Origin of the sequence: Pseudomonas palleroniana (genome assembly GCF_022836895.1) — a bacterium.
Taxonomy (GTDB): domain Bacteria; phylum Pseudomonadota; class Gammaproteobacteria; order Pseudomonadales; family Pseudomonadaceae; genus Aquipseudomonas; species Aquipseudomonas palleroniana.
On the sequence record NZ_CP092411.1, the window covers coordinates 711,521 to 727,686 of the forward strand.

Genomic DNA, 16,166 nt, shown 5'->3' on the forward strand with positions numbered 1-16,166 from the left:
ATCGGGGGCAAGCCCCCTCCCACAGTTGATCCGGGTGGGCCAGTCAATCCGGGATCGGCAGGTTCAGGCTCTCTTTGACTTCTTCCATCACGATATAACTCTTGGACTCCCGCACATGGGGCAGCTTGAGCAGGATATCGCCAAGCAATTTGCGGTAGGAGGCCATCTCCGAAATCCGCGCTTTCACCAGGTAGTCAAAGTCCCCCGACACCAGGTGGCACTCCAGCACATGGGGCAGTTTCAGTACGGCGCGGCGGAATTCTTCAAAGGTGTCGCCGGACTTGTAATCGAGGCTGATCTCGACAAATACCAGCAAGCTACCCTTCAAGTGCTGCGGGTTCAGCCGCGCGTTGTAGCCCATGATGATCCCTTCGCGCTCCAGCCGACGCACGCGCTCGGTGCATGGCGTGGTCGACAGCCCCACCTTTTCGCCAAGCTCCGTGAATGAAATGCGTCCGTCGGTTTGCAGGATGCGCAGGATATTGCGGTCGATCTTATCCAGCTCCCGCTTGGTCTGAGTGTTGGTACGCATAGGGGATACGCCTCTGTGAAAAGGGTTACTGCCGAGAATTGTCGCCAAATATAGGCAGTTATATAGTGAAATGCACTGGCGATTGCTTTTTATACTGCGCGCATCATTGCTCGAACAACACACGTCAGCGGCCAGGCCGTGATGAGGATATAAAAATGCGCGTTCTGGTCTTGGGTAGCGGCGTCATTGGCGTGACCAGTGCCTACTATTTGGCTCGGGCCGGCTTTGAAGTCGTGGTGGTCGACCGTCAGCCTGCCGCTGCCATGGAAACCAGTTTCGCCAACGCAGGCCAGGTTTCCCCTGGTTATGCCTCGCCCTGGGCCGCGCCGGGCGTGCCGCTCAAGGCCATCAAGTGGCTGTTGCAGCGTCATGCACCGCTGGCGATCAAAGCCACCGCCGATATCGATCAATACCTGTGGATGGCGCAGATGCTGCGCAACTGCACCGCCAGCCGTTATGCGGTGAACAAGGAGCGCATGGTCCGCCTGTCCGAGTACAGCCGCGACTGCCTCGATGAGTTGCGCGCCGAGACCGGCATTGCCTACGAGGGCCGCAGCCTGGGCACAACCCAACTGTTCCGTACCCAGGCCCAGCTCGATGGCGCCGCCAAGGATATTGCCGTGCTGGAAGAGTCTGGCGTGCCGTTCGAGCTGCTTGATCGCGCTGGAATTGCCCGCGTGGAGCCGGCGTTGGCCAGTGTTACGGATATTTTAGCCGGCGCCCTGCGCCTGCCCAACGACCAGACCGGTGATTGCCAGATGTTCACCACGCGTTTGGTCGAAATGTGCAAGCAACTGGGCGTCGAGTTCCGTTTCGGACAAGACATCCAGCGCCTGGATTATGCCGGCGACCGCATCAATGGCGTGTGGGTCGACGGCAAGCTGGAAGTTGCCGACCGCTACGTGCTGGCCCTGGGCAGCTACTCGCCGAAATTGCTCAAGCCCCTGGGGATCAAGGCGCCGGTATACCCGCTCAAGGGTTACTCGTTGACCGTACCGATCACCAACCCGGCGATGGCGCCGACGTCGACCATTCTCGACGAGACCTACAAGGTCGCCATCACCCGTTTCGACAACCGCATCCGGGTCGGCGGCATGGCTGAAATAGCCGGTTTTGACCTGTCGCTCAACCCGCGTCGGCGGGAAACCCTGGAGATGATCGTCAACGACCTTTATCCTCAGGGCGGCAATTTGGCCGAAGCCACGTTCTGGACCGGCCTGCGCCCGACCACCCCCGACGGTACACCGATTGTCGGTGCAACCCCGTTCAAGAACCTGTTCCTGAACACCGGCCATGGCACGCTCGGCTGGACCATGGCCTGCGGCTCCGGTCGTTTGTTGGCCGACCTGATGGCCAAGAAAACCCCGCAGATCAGTGCCGAAGGTCTCGATATTTCCCGTTATGGCAACCACCAGGAGTCCGCAAAACATGTCAATCCAGCGCCAGCTCACCAATGAGCGCATGAGCCAGATCGTCGTTCACAGCGGTACCGTGTATCTGGCCGGTCAAGTCGGCGACGACATGAGTGCCGGGATTGAACAGCAGACCCGTGAAACCCTGGCCAATATCGAGCGCTTGCTCGACCTGGCCGGCACCGACAAAACCAGACTGCTGTCGGTGACGATCTACTTGAAAGACATCGACGCCGATTTCGCCGGTATGAACGCGGTATGGGACAAATGGCTGCCCAAAGGCGTCGCTCCGGCGCGTGCCACGGTTGAAGCCAAACTGTGCGAGCCGCAAATTCTGGTAGAGCTGTCCGTCGTGGCCGCGCTGCCTTAAACCCGGATTCCTCCCCGGTGCCGACGTTATGGGTCGGTACCGGTTTTTCTTCACTTTGCCGCCTAGAAGCCTGCCGCCATGCGTCCTGCCCGTGCCCTGATCGACCTCCAAGCCCTGCGCCACAATTACCAATTGGCCCGTGAAGTCACGGGGGCCAAGGCCCTCGCCGTGATTAAGGCCGATGCCTACGGCCATGGCGCCGTGCGTGTGGCACAGGCGCTGGAAACCGAGGCGGACGGGTTTGCCGTGGCGTGTATCGAAGAGGCGCTGGAACTGCGCGCCGCCGGTATTCGTGCGCCGGTACTGCTGCTGGAAGGTTTTTTCGAAGCCAGCGAGCTGCCGCTGATCATCGAGCATGATTTCTGGTGCGTGGTGCATTCGTTATGGCAACTGGAGGCCATCGAGCAGGCCCGCTTGAGCAAACCGCTGACGGTCTGGCTCAAGCTGGATTCGGGCATGCACCGCGTGGGCCTGCACCCCAAGGACTATCACGAGGCTTACCAGCGCCTGCTGGCCAGCGGCAAAGTCGCCAAGATCGTGTTGATGAGCCACTTCGCCCGCGCGGATGAGCTGGATTGCGTAAGCAGTGATGAGCAGGTAGCGGTGTTTGACGCGGCGCGCCAAGGCTTGTCGGCCGAGGTGAGCCTGCGCAATTCGCCTTCGGTGATGGGTTGGCCGGCGGTGGGCAGCGACTGGGTACGCCCGGGCATCATGCTGTATGGCGCCACGCCGTTTGGTGAAGACCAGGCCATTGCCGCGCGTTTGCAGCCGGTGATGACCCTGGAGTCCAAAGTCATCTGTGTGCGTGAGTTGCCGGCCGGCGAGCCGGTGGGCTACGGCGCAAAATTCGTCACACCCAAGCCGATGCGCATCGGTGTGGTTGCCATGGGCTATGCGGACGGTTATCCACGTCACGCGCCTACCGGCACACCCGTGCTGGTGGCCGGCCAGCGCAGCCAATTGCTGGGCCGTGTTTCCATGGACATGCTGTGTATCGACCTGACGGACGTACCGCAGGCCGGTCTCGGTTCGACGGTGGAGCTATGGGGTAAAAATATCCTGGCCAGTGACGTCGCCGCCGCTGCCGAGACGATTCCCTACCAGATCTTCTGCAACCTGCGCCGTGTGCCAAGGCTCTATTGCGGCGCTTGAGCGCCAGGTACGAACACAGCTGCCCGGGATTTAGGCCCAAGTGTTGTAAATACTGAACGCTGTCGCCATGATAACGCTCAAATACAACAACGCCTGAATCCTAGGAGGCTCCTGCATTGGACGTCGGCGAACGACTGCAATCCATCCGTAAGCTCAAAGGTCTTTCCCAGCGTGAGCTCGCCAAGCGTGCGGGCGTCACCAACAGCACCATTTCGATGATCGAAAAAAACAGCGTCAGCCCCTCGATCAGCTCCTTGCGCAAGGTGCTGGGCGGCATCCCCATGTCCATGGTCGAGTTTTTTTCCGAGGAGATCCTCCAGGAAATACCGACGCAGATCGTCTATAAAGCCAATGAGCTGATCGACATCTCGGACGGTGCCGTCACCATGAAGCTGGTGGGCCGTGCACACCCCAGCCGGGCGATTGCGTTTCTCAACGAAATCTACCCGCCGGGTGCCGACACCGGCGAAGAGATGCTCACTCACGAAGGCGAGGAAACCGGGATTCTGGTGGAGGGGCGGCTGGAGTTGGTGGTCGGTCTTGAAACTTTTGTGCTCGAAGCCGGCGATAGCTACTACTTTGAAAGCACCAAGCCGCACCGTTTTCGCAATCCGTTCGACGTGCCGGCGCGACTAATCAGCGCAGCCACACCCGCGAACTTTTAAAGAAGAGGCGCCCTGCCAGCGTTGCAGAGGCATCCGTAGCTGTATTCCGTGAGGTCGAATCTCCCTTTATTTAATAGGGTTGTTTCGGCCCAACGGGCTAACCGTTATACTTTCGCCGCCTGCGAAACCGTGGCCGCAGGCGTGAATAGCCACCATTGAGGGTGAACGCGTGAACCTAATTATGAAAATGCTGGCTGCACCAGCAACCGTATTGGCCCTATGGGCTGTCAGCGCTCAAGCTGCGACCAATGATGAGATTGCCAAACGCTTGGAGCCTGTCGGCCAAGTCTGTGTTCAGGGCCAGGAATGCAAGGGAATGGAGGTTGCCGTGGCGGCGGCCGGCGGTGGCGCGGCTAAAACGCCGGATGATGTGATTGCCAAGCATTGCAACGCGTGCCATGGCACCGGACTGCTGAACGCGCCGAAAATTGGTGATACGGCCGCCTGGAAAGAACGGCTTGGCCATGTCGATTCCGTACTGGCAGAACTCAAGATCGAGGCTCCCGAAAAAGGTACCAAAGGTTTGGCGCAGGTCGCCAAGCATGGCTTGAACGCAATGCCGCCGATGGGCACCTGTGCTGATTGCAGCCTTGAAGACCTTGAAGGCGCAATCAAGAAGATGTCTGGCCTGTAATCCGCCGAACTTCGCCAAAAAGCCGCTGACCAGCGGCTTTTTTGTGCCCGTTGTTTATGATTCGCAGCTGTTCATTGCAGCAAAGACCCGGCAAGCTCGGTCCAACCCCTAATCACGGAATGTTCAGGAGTGTCGGATGGTGCAGTTGTGTTCAATCGAGCAAGCAGTTGACGACGTGCTGGCGCGCTTGCCGGCGCATATCCACATGGGCATGCCGCTGGGGCTGGGCAAGCCCAACCTGTTCGCCAACGCGCTGTATCGGCGTATCGCCAAGCTGCCGGAGCGGTCGCTGACGATCTACACCGCACTGAGCCTGGGCCGTCCCACCTTGGGTGATGGTTTGCAGAAGCGCTTTCTCGAACCCTTTATCGAACGGGTATTCGGCGATTACCCGGAACTGGATTTTCTCGCCGACCTGCACAAGGACAGCTTGCCCAGCAATATCCGCGTACAACAGTTCTTCATGCAGCCTGGCAGCCTGCTCCACAGTGCGTCGGCCCAGCAGGACTACGTCAGCAGCAACTACAGCCACGCCGCTCGCGACATCAACTCAGCCGGCCTGAACCTGGTGGCGCAGTTGGTGGCCAGCAGCGCCGAACACCCTGACCGCCTGAGCCTGAGCTGCAACCCGGATATCACCCTTGACCTGTTGCCGCTGATCGCCAAGCGCCGCGAGGCGGGTGAGACCATCCTGATCGTCGGCCAGGTCCACAGCGATTTGCCTTACATGCCTGGCGATGCCGAGCTGGGCATGGACGCATTCGACTACCTGCTCGACGAAAAGGACAGCACCACGCTGTTCTCCACACCGAATATGCCGGTGGGTTTCCAGGATCATTTTATCGGCCTGCATGCCAGCACCTTGGTGCGCGATGGCGGCACCCTGCAGATCGGTATCGGCTCCATGGGCGATGCGCTGACCGCCGCTCTGCTGGCGCGCCAGGCGGATAACGAAGCCTACCGGCTACTGTTGACGGACCTGGATGTGTACCAGTGGGCACCGCTGATCAGCCGTGAAGGCGGCGTCGCGCCCTTTGCGCGGGGCCTCTATGGCTGCAGCGAAATGTTCGTCAATGGCCTGCTGGTGCTGGCCGATGCCGGCATTGTGCGGCGTAAGGTCTACCCGGACGTGGCGACCCAGGTGCAAGCCAACGCCGGCACCCTGGATGATGCAGCGCAGCCCGACGGCGTATCGATCCATGGCGGTTTCTTCCTCGGGCCACGCAGTTTTTACCAGCGCTTGCAGGAAATGACCCACGGCAAGCGTCTTGAATTCAACATGACCCGCATCAGCTACATCAACGAGCTGTATGGCCAGGAAGAACTCAAGCGTTTGCAGCGCCAGGATGCCCGCTTTATCAACAGCGCGATCATGGTGACGTTGCTCGGTGCGGGTGTGGCCGACCAGTTGGAAGACGGTCGCGTGCTCAGCGGCGTGGGCGGGCAGTACAACTTTGTCGCCCAAGGCCATGCGCTGGAGGGCGCGCGTTCGATCCTGATTCTGCGCAGTTGGCGCGAGTCGGCAGGGGAGGTCAGTTCCAATCTCGTCTGGGAGTATGGCCACTGCACTATCCCACGGCACCTGCGGGACATCGTCATCACCGAATACGGCATTGCCGACCTGCGTGGGCAGACGGACGCCAAGGTGATCGAGGCGCTGCTCAATATTACCGACTCCCGTTTCCAGGACGACTTGATCAAACAGGCACAGAAGGCCGGCAAGCTGCCCGAGGATTTCCAGCTGGACCCGCGTTTTACCGACAATACGCCGCAGCGGCTACAGGCGCTTCAGGCTCGGCATCGGCGGTTGTTTCCCGAGTATCCACTGGGCACTGATTTCACTGATGAAGAAAAAGATCTGTTGCGCGCATTGAACTGGCTCAAGAGCAAATTCAAGCTGACGGAGATTCTGGAGTTGGGCAAGGCTGCGCTGGATGCGCCGGAGCCGGGGGCATTTCCTCAGCACCTCAAGCGGATGCGGTTGGATAAGCCCGAGGGGCTGAAAGAGGACCTGTATCAGCGCCTGCTACTGGCCGGCCTGCAGGCCACCGCGCACTGACAGCTAACCTGAATAAAATGTGGGAGGGGGCTTGCCCCCGATAGCGGTGCGCCAGTCACCGAATGTGTTAGCGGACCCACTGCCATCGGGAGCAAGCCCCACATTTTGATCTGTATTCACCGGGTATTTGCTGTGCAGCAAATCACTCGATGAAAGTGACAACACCACCGGCCAGCGATTTAACCCGCGCCAGCGACTCAACCCGATAACCCTGCGCGTCCAGCTCCGCACGGCCACCCTGGAAGGATTTCTCGATCACGATGCCCAGGCCCGCGACGGTTGCGCCGGCTTGCTTGATGATCGAAATCAGCGCCTGCGATGCCTTGCCGTTGGCCAGGAAGTCGTCGATGACCAACACGCGGTCGCTGCTGGTCAGGTGGCGCGGGGAAATGGCCACGGTGCTTTCGGTTTTCTTGGTGAAGGAGTACACCGTGGCCGACAGCAGGTTTTCAGTCAGGGTCAGGGACTGTTGTTTGCGGGCGAAGATTACCGGCACGCCGAGGTTCAGACCGGTCATGATCGCTGGTGCGATGCCCGAAGCTTCGATGGTGACGATCTTGGTGATGCCTGAATCCTTGAACAGCGCGGCGAATTCGTCGCCGATCAGCTTCATCAGTGCCGGGTCGATCTGGTGGTTCAGAAAGGCATCGACCTTGAGTACCTGATCGGAAAGCACGATGCCTTCTTCGCGAATTTTCTTGTGCAGTGCTTCCACGGAAAGCTTCCTCTGTTGACGCAGCGTGCGTCGAAAGTAGATTAAAAAGTAGTCGATTCTAGCGCTTTAACATCGCGCGTATATCTGCCAAGGCGGTGTTGCCGCGAACGGCCTTCACCTCGGTGGGGGTGTCGTCATTGCCTTCCCAGGCCAGATCATCCGGCGGGAGTTCGTCGAGGAACCGGCTGGGGGCACAATCGATGATTTCGCCATATTGCTTGCGCTTGGCAGCAAAGGTGAAGGCCAGGGTCTGACGCGCGCGGGTAATGCCCACGTAGGCCAGTCGCCGTTCTTCTTCAATGGTGTCGGCTTCGATACTGGAGCGGTGCGGGAGAATTTCCTCCTCCATGCCCATGATGAACACGTAGGGGAACTCCAGGCCCTTGGAGGCATGCAAGGTCATCATTTGCACACCTTCGGCGCCGTCTTCCTCTTCCTGCTGGCGTTCGAGCATGTCGCGCAGCACCAGCTTGCCGATGGCGTCCTCGACGGTCATCTCGCCGTCTTCGTCTTTTTCCAGGGTGTTCTTCAGCGCTTCGATCAGGAACCAGACGTTACCCATGCGGTAATCCGCGGCCTTGTCGCTGGAGCTGTTGGTGCGCAGCCAGTTCTCATAGTCGATGTCCATGACCATGCTGCGCAGCGCGCTGATCGGATCTTCGCCGGCGCACTGCTCGCGCACCTTGTCCATGAAGCGCTTGAAGCGCGACAGGCGGTCGGTGAAGCGGGTATCCAGATGCTCGCCCAGGCCGATTTCATCGGTGGCCGCGTACATCGAGATCTTGCGTTCGGTGGCATAGTTGCCGAGCTTTTCCAGGGTGGTGGAACCGATTTCCCGACGTGGCACGTTGATCACGCGCAGGAAGGCGTTGTCGTCGTCCGGGTTCACGATCAACCGGAAGTAGGCCATCAGGTCCTTTACTTCCTGGCGTCCGAAGAAGCTGTTGCCGCCCGACAGGCGATACGGCACCTGGTGGTGCTGCAATTTCAGTTCGATCAGTTTGGCCTGGTAGTTGCCTCGGTACAGAATCGCGAAATCGCTGTAGGGCCGGTCGGTGCGCAGGTGCAGGCTGAGGATTTCAACGGCCACGCGCTCGGCTTCGGCGTCTTCGTTACGGCAGCGGATCACGCGGATCTCATCGCCATGCCCCATCTCACTCCACAGTTGCTTTTCGAACTCGTGGGGGTTGTTGGAGATCAGCACGTTGGCGCAGCGCAGGATACGGCTGGTGGAGCGGTAGTTCTGCTCCAGCATCACCACTTTCAGGGACGGGTAGTCCTCCTTGAGCAGCATCAGGTTTTCCGGGCGGGCGCCACGCCAGGCGTAGATCGACTGGTCGTCGTCGCCTACCACGGTGAACTGGTTGCGCTTGCCGATCAGCATTTTCACCAGCAGGTATTGGCTGGCGTTGGTGTCCTGGTATTCGTCCACCAGCAGGTAGCGCACTTTGTTCTGCCATTTTTCGAGGATGTCGGCGTGTTCCTCGAACAACTTCACCGGCAGCAGGATCAGGTCGTCGAAGTCCACCGCGTTGAACGCCTTGAGCGTGCGTTGATAGTGGGTGTAGACGATGGCGGCGGTCTGTTCCTTGGGGTTGCGCGCATTTTCCAGGGCCTGGGCCGGCAGGATCAGGTCGTTTTTCCAGGCGCCGATCATGTTCTTGATCTCATCCACGCCGTCGTCGCCTGCGTATTCCTTCTGCATGATGTCGGTCATCAGCGACTTCACATCGGTTTCGTCGAAGATCGAGAAACCTGGCTTATAGCCCAGCCGCACATGCTCCTTGCGGATGATGTTCAGGCCCAGGTTGTGGAAGGTGCACACAGTCAGGCCACGGCCTTCGCCGCTCTTGAGCAGCGTGCCGACACGCTCTTTCATTTCGCGCGCCGCCTTGTTGGTAAAGGTCATGGCGACGATGTACTGGGCGCGGATGCCGCAGTTCTGGATCAGGTGCGCAATCTTGCGGGTGATCACGCTGGTCTTGCCGGAGCCGGCGCCGGCGAGCACCAATAGAGGGCCGCCGACGTAGTTCACGGCTTCTTGCTGCCGGGGATTGAGTCGGGACATACGGAATTCAGGGGGTCGTTGTTCAAAAGGGCGGGCATTTTAACAGGCTGGCAGGATTCTGCTCTCACAGAACGACGGTGTGACGTACCACTCGATCTAAATTTGCCGGTTTTGATACTTTGTCGCAGGATGTGGGAGCTTTTTGCAGCGGATGTGTGCAGCCTGTGCCTCTGATAAGCCTTATCATGGGTGATTCTCAGGCCGCACGTCATACTGCCCGCCGCCATTGAAATCTTGCAGAGTCTAGGGAGCTAGCTTGTCTACGCCTGTCGAACCCTTGCGTTTGCTGCTTCTGGCCGATCCGCCTGAGTGGGCAGCGTTGTTGCGCGAGTGCCTGGTGCCGATGGGCGATGGGGCTGTGCTGATCAGTGCGCCCAACTGGGACTCGGTGAGTCGTCTGTTCGATGACGACCACAGTGCCGTGCTATTGACCACGCCCAGCCTGCAACCCGGCCCTGGCCGTTGCAGCCTGCCGTGCGTCTTGCTGTTGGAGCAGGAACCACTGGTTTCGCCGCTGGGTGTCAGCGACTGGCTGGTGCGCAGTGTATTGGATGCCGATACGTTGCGCCGCTGCCTGCGCCATGTCCGTGAGCGCGGTGTGTTGGAGAACACCTTGCAGCGCCTGGCCGAGCAGGATCCGCTCACCGGTATTGCCAACCGCCAGGGTTTCCAGACCCTGCTGGCCGCACGACTGGCGGAAAACGAAGGGCGAGGCCTGGCGCTCGGCCATCTGGACCTCGATAACTTCCGTCATGCCAACGATGCCCTGGGCCACCAGGCCGGCGACCGGTTGATCCTGCAAGTGGTCTCACGGCTCAAGAGCCAGCTTGAAGCCGGGGACCAGTTGGCGCGCCTGGGCAGTGATGAGTTCGCCCTGCTGATCGATACCCGGCGTGCGCCCCAGCGTGCCGAATGGATGGCCGAGCGCATCACCGAAGTGATGGCCGAGCCGTACTGGGTCGACGGCGAAAGCTTGTTGATCGGTTGCAGCCTCGGTGTGGCGCATGCCCGCGCACGCGCCGGTGCCGATCCGTTGATGTGGCACGCCCATATCGCCATGCAGCAGGCCAAGAGCACCCAGGGCTGTACCTTTCACATCTTCAACGAACGCATCAACCGTAACGCCCGCAGCCTGGCCGACCTGGAAAGCGAGCTGCGCCGCGCGTTGCGCCGTGACGAGCTGGAATTGCATTACCAGCCGCGCCTGGACCTGGACGACGGGCATATCGTTGGCCTGGAAGCCCTGGTGCGCTGGCGCCATGGTGAACGGGGCCTGTTGCCGCCCAGTGAGTTCGTACCCCTGGCCGAACAGAGCGGTTTGATCGTGCCGCTGGGTTATTGGGTGATCTCTCGAGCCTTGCGCGACATGCAAGACCTGCGCGAGCGCGATCTGCCGCGGCTGCACATGGCCGTCAACCTGTCGTTTCGCCAGTTCCAGGACAGCCAGTTGCTCTCCACTCTCAGTCGGTTGATCGCCGAGCGTGGCGTGGAGGCCAAGTGGCTGGAGTTCGAGTTGACCGAGACCGCCGTGATGCGTCGCAGCGATCTGGTCAAGCAGACCATGGATGCCTTGGGGCGCCTCGGTGTGCGGTTCTCCCTGGATGACTTCGGCACCGGTTTCTCATCGTTCGTGCACCTCAACAGCTTGCCGATTGCCTTGTTGAAGATCGACAAGAGTTTCGTGGGGGGCATGGAAGAGCGCGAAGAGAACCGCAAATTAGTCCACGCGATGATCAACCTGGCCCACAACCTCAACCTCGAAGTGGTGGCCGAAGGCGTGGAAACCCCTGAGCAGCTGGCGTTGTTGCGTCTGTTTGGCTGCGACCAGGCCCAGGGTTACCTGATCAGCAAGCCGCTGCCCTTGCCGGAGCTGGTGGAGTACCTGACGTTCGGCAAGAGCCAGGAGGCGCTGTTGGGCTAGTGGCTTGCAGACCCTAGTCCGGCAGCATGGCCTGAAATTCAGTGCGAATTTCAGGCTCCTGGCGAATCATCCGCTTCATCTTCGCTTCAAACGCCCAGGTCAGGGCGATGGCCGCGCACGCCAACCCCAGCGCCAGGCCCCACCACACCCCGGTCGGTCCCCAGCCCAGGGTAAAGGCCATCAACCACGCCGAGGGTGCGCCGATCAGCCAATAGCAACCCAAGCCCACCAGAAAAGTGGTCTTGGCGTCCTTCAGTCCGCGGATGCATCCCATGGCGATGGTCTGCACGCCGTCGAACAGCTCAAACCAGGCGGCCACGGCCAGCAGGCTGACGGCCAGGACGATGACATCGTGGAAGGCGGGGTCGTCATGGTCCAGGAAAAGCCCGATCAGCGGGTCGGAAAACAACCAGAGTACCGCCGCAAACCCTAGCATTATCATCGCGCCAAAACCGATGCCGACTCGCCCGGCCAAGCGCGCCTGCAGCAGCTGCCCGGCACCGTAATGCTGGCCGATGCGCATGGTTACCGCGTATGACATGCCCGCCGGCACCATGAACGCTACCGAAACAATTTGCAGCGCGATCTGGTGCGCCGCCAGCTGCGTGCTACCCATGGTGCCCATGCACAACGCCGCGAAGGCGAACAGCCCGACTTCCACCGCATAGGTGCCACCAATCGGCAGGCCCAGGCGCCACAGCTCGCGCAGGTATCGGGTGTTGAGGCGTAGCAGGCCCGAACCCAGCGGGTAGGCCGCGTAGGCCCGGTTGCTGCGGATGTACCACATCAGTGCCAGGGCCATGCTGGTGGCTACGATGGCCGTCACCAGGCCGATGCCCATCAAGCCCAGTTTCGGCAGGCCGAACATGCCTTCGATCAACGCATGGTTGAGCAGGTAGTTGAGCACGGTGCCGCACAGGCTGATCACCATGACCGGCGTCGCCTTGCCGATGGCGCTGGTAAAGCCGCGCAGGGCCATGAAGCTCAGGTAGCCGGGCAGGGCGAACGGCAGGATCGTCAGGAATTGCCCTGCCGCGTGCACGTTGGATTCGGTTTGGCCGAACATCAATAGTACTGGCTTGAGGTTCCACAGCAGCAGCGCCGCCGCCAGGGCCATCAGCCAGGCGAGCCACAGCCCGGCCTGGGTCAGGCGGGTGGCGCCTTCGATATCGCCCGCGCCGTGACGAATGGCAACCAGGGTGCCCACGGCGGCAATCACGCCAATGCAGAAAATCGCCACGAATGAGTAACTCGCTGCACCCAGGCCACCACCGGCCAGAGCTTCGGGGCTCAGGCGGGCCATCATCAGGGTATCGGTCAGCACCATCAGCATGTGGGCCAACTGTGAGGCAATCAACGGCCCCGACAGCCGCAGAATGGCCCAGAGTTCGCTACGCGCCGGATGTTGCATGATCATCACGCTCGAAAAGTCAGAGGGTTGGGGAAGGGTTGATTCTCGACGCTCTGGGTTCAATGCACAAAACGATAAATGCGATCATCAGCATGATTAAAACTCATGCCTGAGGGATTCTGGTAGGGTTTGGGGATTGCCCCGTAGGAGCTTCTCAATGTCTCGTCGTATGCCTGCGCTTTATGCCTTGCGCGCCTTTGAAGCCGCTTCCCGGCATAACTCCTTCACCCGTGCGGCGCAGGAGCTGTCGATTACCCAGAGTGCAGTGAGCCGGCACATTCGCACGCTGGAGGAGCATTTTGCCTGTCGCCTGTTCCAGCGCAGCGGTCGGACCTTGCAGCTCACTGAAGCCGCGCGCCTGTTGTTGCCCGGCGTGCGCGAAGGTTTCGCTGCCCTGGAGCGGGCCTGCGAGACCTTGAACGCCGAAGATGACATTGTGCGCATGAAGGCACCGCCCACGTTGACCATGCGTTGGCTGCTGGCGCGGCTCAGCCGCTTCCGGGCCCTGCAGCCGGGCAATGAGGTGCAACTGACCAGCGCGTGGATGAGCGTGGATGAGGTGGACTTCAATCAGGAGCCCTTCGACTGCGCGGTGCTGCTCAGCTACGGGCATTTTCCGGCGGATCTGGAGGCCGTTTACCTGTTCCCCGAGTTGCTGGTTCCAGTGGGGGCGCCGAACCTGCTGGAGGATGGGCCTTGGGACGTCGCGCGCCTGGCCGGCGCCGAACTGTTGCATCCCACGCCCGACCGCCGCGATTGGCGCAACTGGCTGGAGCGCATGGGGCTGTCATCTCAGGTGTCGCTCAAGGGCGGGCAGGTGTTCGACACCCTTGAGTTGGGCATGATCGCTGCCGCGAGAGGTTACGGGGTCTCCATGGGCGATCTGTTGATGGTGGCCGAGGATGTGGCCCAGGGGCGCTTGAGCCTGCCCTGGCCGACAGCGGTGGCCAGTGGGGAAAACTATTACCTGGTATGGCCGAAAACCCGCCCCGGTGGTGAGCGCTTGCGGCGGTTGGCGGAATTTCTTCAAGGGGAAGTCCGTGCGATGGAATTGCCGCAGGTTGAGCGCCTGGATTGAGCGTGTTTTGCAATCGTTTGCGCGATACCTCTGCGCAGCACTCAAGTATTGCCCGCACCCGCCGAAGAAGGGGTGTTGGAACTATCGTGCCCTATTGCTACCCACTAGATAATTTGCCGAGCAACGCTATGAGATCAGGATGATCCTGGCCTCGGCCAGGAGCTGTCATGTCTCAACCTCGCGCTCGGATCGCCTCCCAATTAGGTCTCGCCTTGGCCGTGATTCTGGCTGTTGCCATCAGCGGCAGTACGGTTTTCGCCCTGCGTTCCCTCGACTCCGCCAACCTCGACACCCGCGAGGAACACCTGGCCAGCGAGGCACGCCTGCTCGCCGATCAACTCAATACCTTCCACGGCACCTTGCGCGAAAGTACCCAGCGTTTGAGCGGGCTGTTTGAAAAGCGCTTCGGCGCCGGGTTGAGCGTGCGGCCGGACCAGCCGGTTACCGTGGCCGGTGTGCAAACGCCGAGCCTGTACCTGGGCGACGTGGTGTTGAACAACAATTTCGGGGAAGTGGACGCTTTCAAGCAAATGTCCGGCGGTGTGGCGACGGTATTCGTACGCAGCGGTGAAGACTTTGTCCGCGTCAGCACCTCCTTGACCAAGCAGGACGGCAACCGCGCCATCGGCACCGTGCTCGATCACCAGCACCCGGCGTACCAGCGGCTGCTGGCTGGGCAGGGTTATGTCGGCCGTGCGGTGTTGTTCGACCGGGCCTATATGACCCAGTACACCCCGGTGCGTGACGCTGGCGGCAAAGTGATCGCCGTGTTGTTCATCGGTTTTGACTACACCGATGAGCAGAAGGCCCAGTTCGACAATCTCAAGCGTTTCCGTATCGGCCAGACCGGTTCCCTGGCCTTGCTCGATGAACAGAAACACTGGCTGGTACCACCCGCTGGCGTGCAGGCACCGGACCAGGCCATCCCAGTGATGCTCGAACTGGCGAAAGCGCCGGGCGAAGGGCAATTCTGGAGTGACAAGAACGAAGACTTCTATAGCGTCGCGGTGCCCTTTGAGGGCGGCCCGTGGTCGGTTGTGGCGAGCATGCCGAAGTCCGAGATTCGCTCGGTGACCTGGGCGGTGGGGATCCGCCTGGTGATCGGCAGCGTGTTGGCGATGTTGCTGGCGGTGGGCGCAGTGGTGTGGTTGCTGCGCCGCAAACTGCAGCCCCTGAGTGACCTGGTGCGCCAGGCCGAAGCCCTGGGTGCCGGCGATTTGAGCGCACGCTTGAACGTGTCCAGCCATGATGAAATCGGCCAGTTGGCGCGCGCCTTCAACCAGATGGGCGAAGCGCTGTCGACCATGGTGTCGCACATCCGCAAGGCAGCCGAAGAGGTCAATAGCCGGGCGCAGGCATTGTCCGGTCTGTCCGGCGGCGCGTATGAAGGCATGGAGCAACAGTCCGGCGAGATCACCAGCATGGCCGGTGCGGTGGAAGAATTCAGCGCCACGTCGTTGAACATTGCCGACAACATGGGCAATACCGAACGCCTGGCCCAGGAAAACGCCCAGCAAACCCGCATCGGCCGTACCTCGATGCAAGAGGCGTCGTCGTCCCTGGAACACATCGCCGCTGCGTTGAACAGCACGGCTACGGTGATCAACACCTTGGGCCAGCGTTCCCAGGAAATCGGCGGGATTGTGGGGGTGATCACCTCGATCGCCGAACAGACCAACCTGCTGGCGCTCAACGCCGCGATCGAGGCCGCCCGTGCCGGTGAGCAGGGGCGTGGCTTTGCCGTGGTTGCTGACGAAGTGCGCAACTTGGCGTCGCGTACCCGCCAAGCCACTGACGAAATTTCCGGGATGATCCAGAGCATCCAACAGGAAACCGGCAACGCCATCAGCACCATGGAACACGGCAATGTACTGATGCAGGAAGGCTTGTCGCGTAACGCCGACGTGGCCTCGGCCCTGGCGCGTATCGACGAACAAAGCCGCTCGGCCGGGCAGCAGTTCGCGGCGATCACCACGGCGACCCAGGAGCAGAGCAGCACCGCCAATGTGCTCAGCAGCAATCTGCAGAGCATTGCGTTGGCCAACAGCGAGCAGCGTGAAGTGGTGTCGAACCTGGCGATTACCGCCAAGGAGCTGGAAACCCTGGCGGCGGGCTTGCGCCATGAAGTAGATCGGTTTCGTTGATCGTT

General features: G+C 60.8%; 12 protein-coding genes and 2 pseudogenes. 10 read left to right on the forward strand and 4 right to left on the reverse strand.

Annotation, left to right across the window (positions count from 1 at the left end; translation table 11 throughout):
* Positions 1-43: 43 nt before the first annotated feature.
* On the reverse strand, positions 44-532 hold the full coding sequence (locus MJP36_RS03035; RefSeq protein ID WP_003176896.1) for an Lrp/AsnC ligand binding domain-containing protein: 489 nt from the start codon (positions 530-532) through the stop codon (positions 44-46).
* 155 nt (positions 533-687) lie between these two features.
* Here MJP36_RS03035 and dadA point away from each other — a divergent pair, with 155 nt between their 5' ends.
* The 7 genes and pseudogenes from dadA to MJP36_RS03065 all read left to right on the forward strand — a co-directional run bounded on the left by dadA (position 688) and on the right by MJP36_RS03065 (position 6,824).
* Entirely contained in the window at positions 688-1,989 is a 1,302-nt protein-coding gene (dadA, locus tag MJP36_RS03040; protein WP_161548610.1) for a D-amino acid dehydrogenase, read from the forward strand.
* Entirely contained in the window at positions 1,961-2,314 is a 354-nt protein-coding gene (locus MJP36_RS03045; protein ID WP_060753653.1) for a RidA family protein, read from the forward strand. The genes dadA and MJP36_RS03045 overlap by 29 nt, the downstream gene beginning before the upstream one ends.
* A 78-nt stretch (positions 2,315-2,392) precedes the next feature.
* A complete protein-coding gene (gene alr / locus MJP36_RS03050) occupies positions 2,393-3,466 on the forward strand; it encodes an alanine racemase (RefSeq protein ID WP_060753652.1) in 1,074 nt (357 codons plus the stop codon).
* Positions 3,467-3,582: 116 nt separating this feature from the next.
* The gene (locus MJP36_RS03055) at positions 3,583-4,131 is read left to right on the forward strand and encodes a cupin domain-containing protein (protein WP_003176893.1); all 549 of its coding nucleotides are present in this window, start codon (positions 3,583-3,585) and stop codon (positions 4,129-4,131) included.
* Between the two features lie 316 nt (positions 4,132-4,447).
* A pseudogene (locus MJP36_RS28010) lies at positions 4,448-4,684 on the forward strand (hypothetical protein); the annotation flags it as partial.
* A pseudogene (locus tag MJP36_RS28015) lies at positions 4,673-4,765 on the forward strand (c-type cytochrome); the annotation flags it as partial. The pseudogenes MJP36_RS28010 and MJP36_RS28015, both read left to right, overlap by 12 nt.
* A gap of 136 nt (positions 4,766-4,901) precedes the next feature.
* Entirely contained in the window at positions 4,902-6,824 is a 1,923-nt protein-coding gene (locus tag MJP36_RS03065) for an acetyl-CoA hydrolase/transferase C-terminal domain-containing protein (RefSeq protein ID WP_244384866.1), read from the forward strand.
* Positions 6,825-6,966: 142 nt separating this feature from the next.
* Here the strand turns inward: MJP36_RS03065 and MJP36_RS03070 are convergent, their stop codons facing one another.
* Together MJP36_RS03070 and rep are read right to left on the reverse strand one after the other, a co-directional pair.
* A complete protein-coding gene (locus MJP36_RS03070) occupies positions 6,967-7,539 on the reverse strand; it encodes a xanthine phosphoribosyltransferase (protein WP_003195447.1) in 573 nt (190 codons plus the stop codon).
* A 58-nt stretch (positions 7,540-7,597) separates the two neighbouring features.
* Positions 7,598-9,607: a DNA helicase Rep gene (gene rep / locus MJP36_RS03075; protein ID WP_060753649.1), complete on the reverse strand. Its 2,010-nt coding sequence runs from the start codon at positions 9,605-9,607 to the stop codon at positions 7,598-7,600.
* 256 nt (positions 9,608-9,863) lie between these two features.
* Between rep and MJP36_RS03080 the strand changes: the two genes are divergently transcribed.
* Positions 9,864-11,528, forward strand: a complete 1,665-nt coding sequence (locus tag MJP36_RS03080) for a putative bifunctional diguanylate cyclase/phosphodiesterase (RefSeq protein WP_060753648.1) — start codon at positions 9,864-9,866, stop codon at positions 11,526-11,528.
* 13 nt (positions 11,529-11,541) lie between these two features.
* Here MJP36_RS03080 and MJP36_RS03085 read toward each other — a convergent pair whose 3' ends face one another.
* On the reverse strand, positions 11,542-12,945 hold the full coding sequence (locus MJP36_RS03085; RefSeq protein ID WP_090367993.1) for a NorM family multidrug efflux MATE transporter: 1,404 nt from the start codon (positions 12,943-12,945) through the stop codon (positions 11,542-11,544).
* A 151-nt stretch (positions 12,946-13,096) separates the two neighbouring features.
* On the opposite strand from MJP36_RS03085, the gene MJP36_RS03090 reads away from it, so the two are divergent.
* Together MJP36_RS03090 and MJP36_RS03095 are read left to right on the forward strand one after the other, a co-directional pair.
* Complete coding sequence (locus tag MJP36_RS03090) at positions 13,097-14,017, forward strand: LysR substrate-binding domain-containing protein (RefSeq protein WP_060753646.1); 921 nt, start codon at positions 13,097-13,099, stop codon at positions 14,015-14,017.
* A gap of 167 nt (positions 14,018-14,184) precedes the next feature.
* Complete coding sequence (locus MJP36_RS03095; protein ID WP_244384867.1) at positions 14,185-16,161, forward strand: methyl-accepting chemotaxis protein; 1,977 nt, start codon at positions 14,185-14,187, stop codon at positions 16,159-16,161.
* Positions 16,162-16,166 lie beyond the last annotated feature (5 nt).

Bases quoted from the DNA above. Each gene is read 5' to 3' on its own strand.
- MJP36_RS03035 (WP_003176896.1), bottom strand. From the start codon at position 532: ATGCGTACCAACACTCAGACCAAGCGGGAGCTGGATAAGATCGACCGC.
- dadA (WP_161548610.1), top strand. From the start codon at position 688: ATGCGCGTTCTGGTCTTGGGTAGCGGCGTCATTGGCGTGACCAGTGCC.
- MJP36_RS03045 (WP_060753653.1), top strand. From the start codon at position 1,961: ATGTCAATCCAGCGCCAGCTCACCAATGAGCGCATGAGCCAGATCGTC.
- alr (WP_060753652.1), top strand. From the start codon at position 2,393: ATGCGTCCTGCCCGTGCCCTGATCGACCTCCAAGCCCTGCGCCACAAT.
- MJP36_RS03065 (WP_244384866.1), top strand. From the start codon at position 4,902: ATGGTGCAGTTGTGTTCAATCGAGCAAGCAGTTGACGACGTGCTGGCG.
- rep (WP_060753649.1), bottom strand. From the start codon at position 9,607: ATGTCCCGACTCAATCCCCGGCAGCAAGAAGCCGTGAACTACGTCGGC.
- MJP36_RS03085 (WP_090367993.1), bottom strand. From the start codon at position 12,945: ATGATCATGCAACATCCGGCGCGTAGCGAACTCTGGGCCATTCTGCGG.
- MJP36_RS03090 (WP_060753646.1), top strand. From the start codon at position 13,097: ATGTCTCGTCGTATGCCTGCGCTTTATGCCTTGCGCGCCTTTGAAGCC.
- MJP36_RS03095 (WP_244384867.1), top strand. From the start codon at position 14,185: ATGTCTCAACCTCGCGCTCGGATCGCCTCCCAATTAGGTCTCGCCTTG.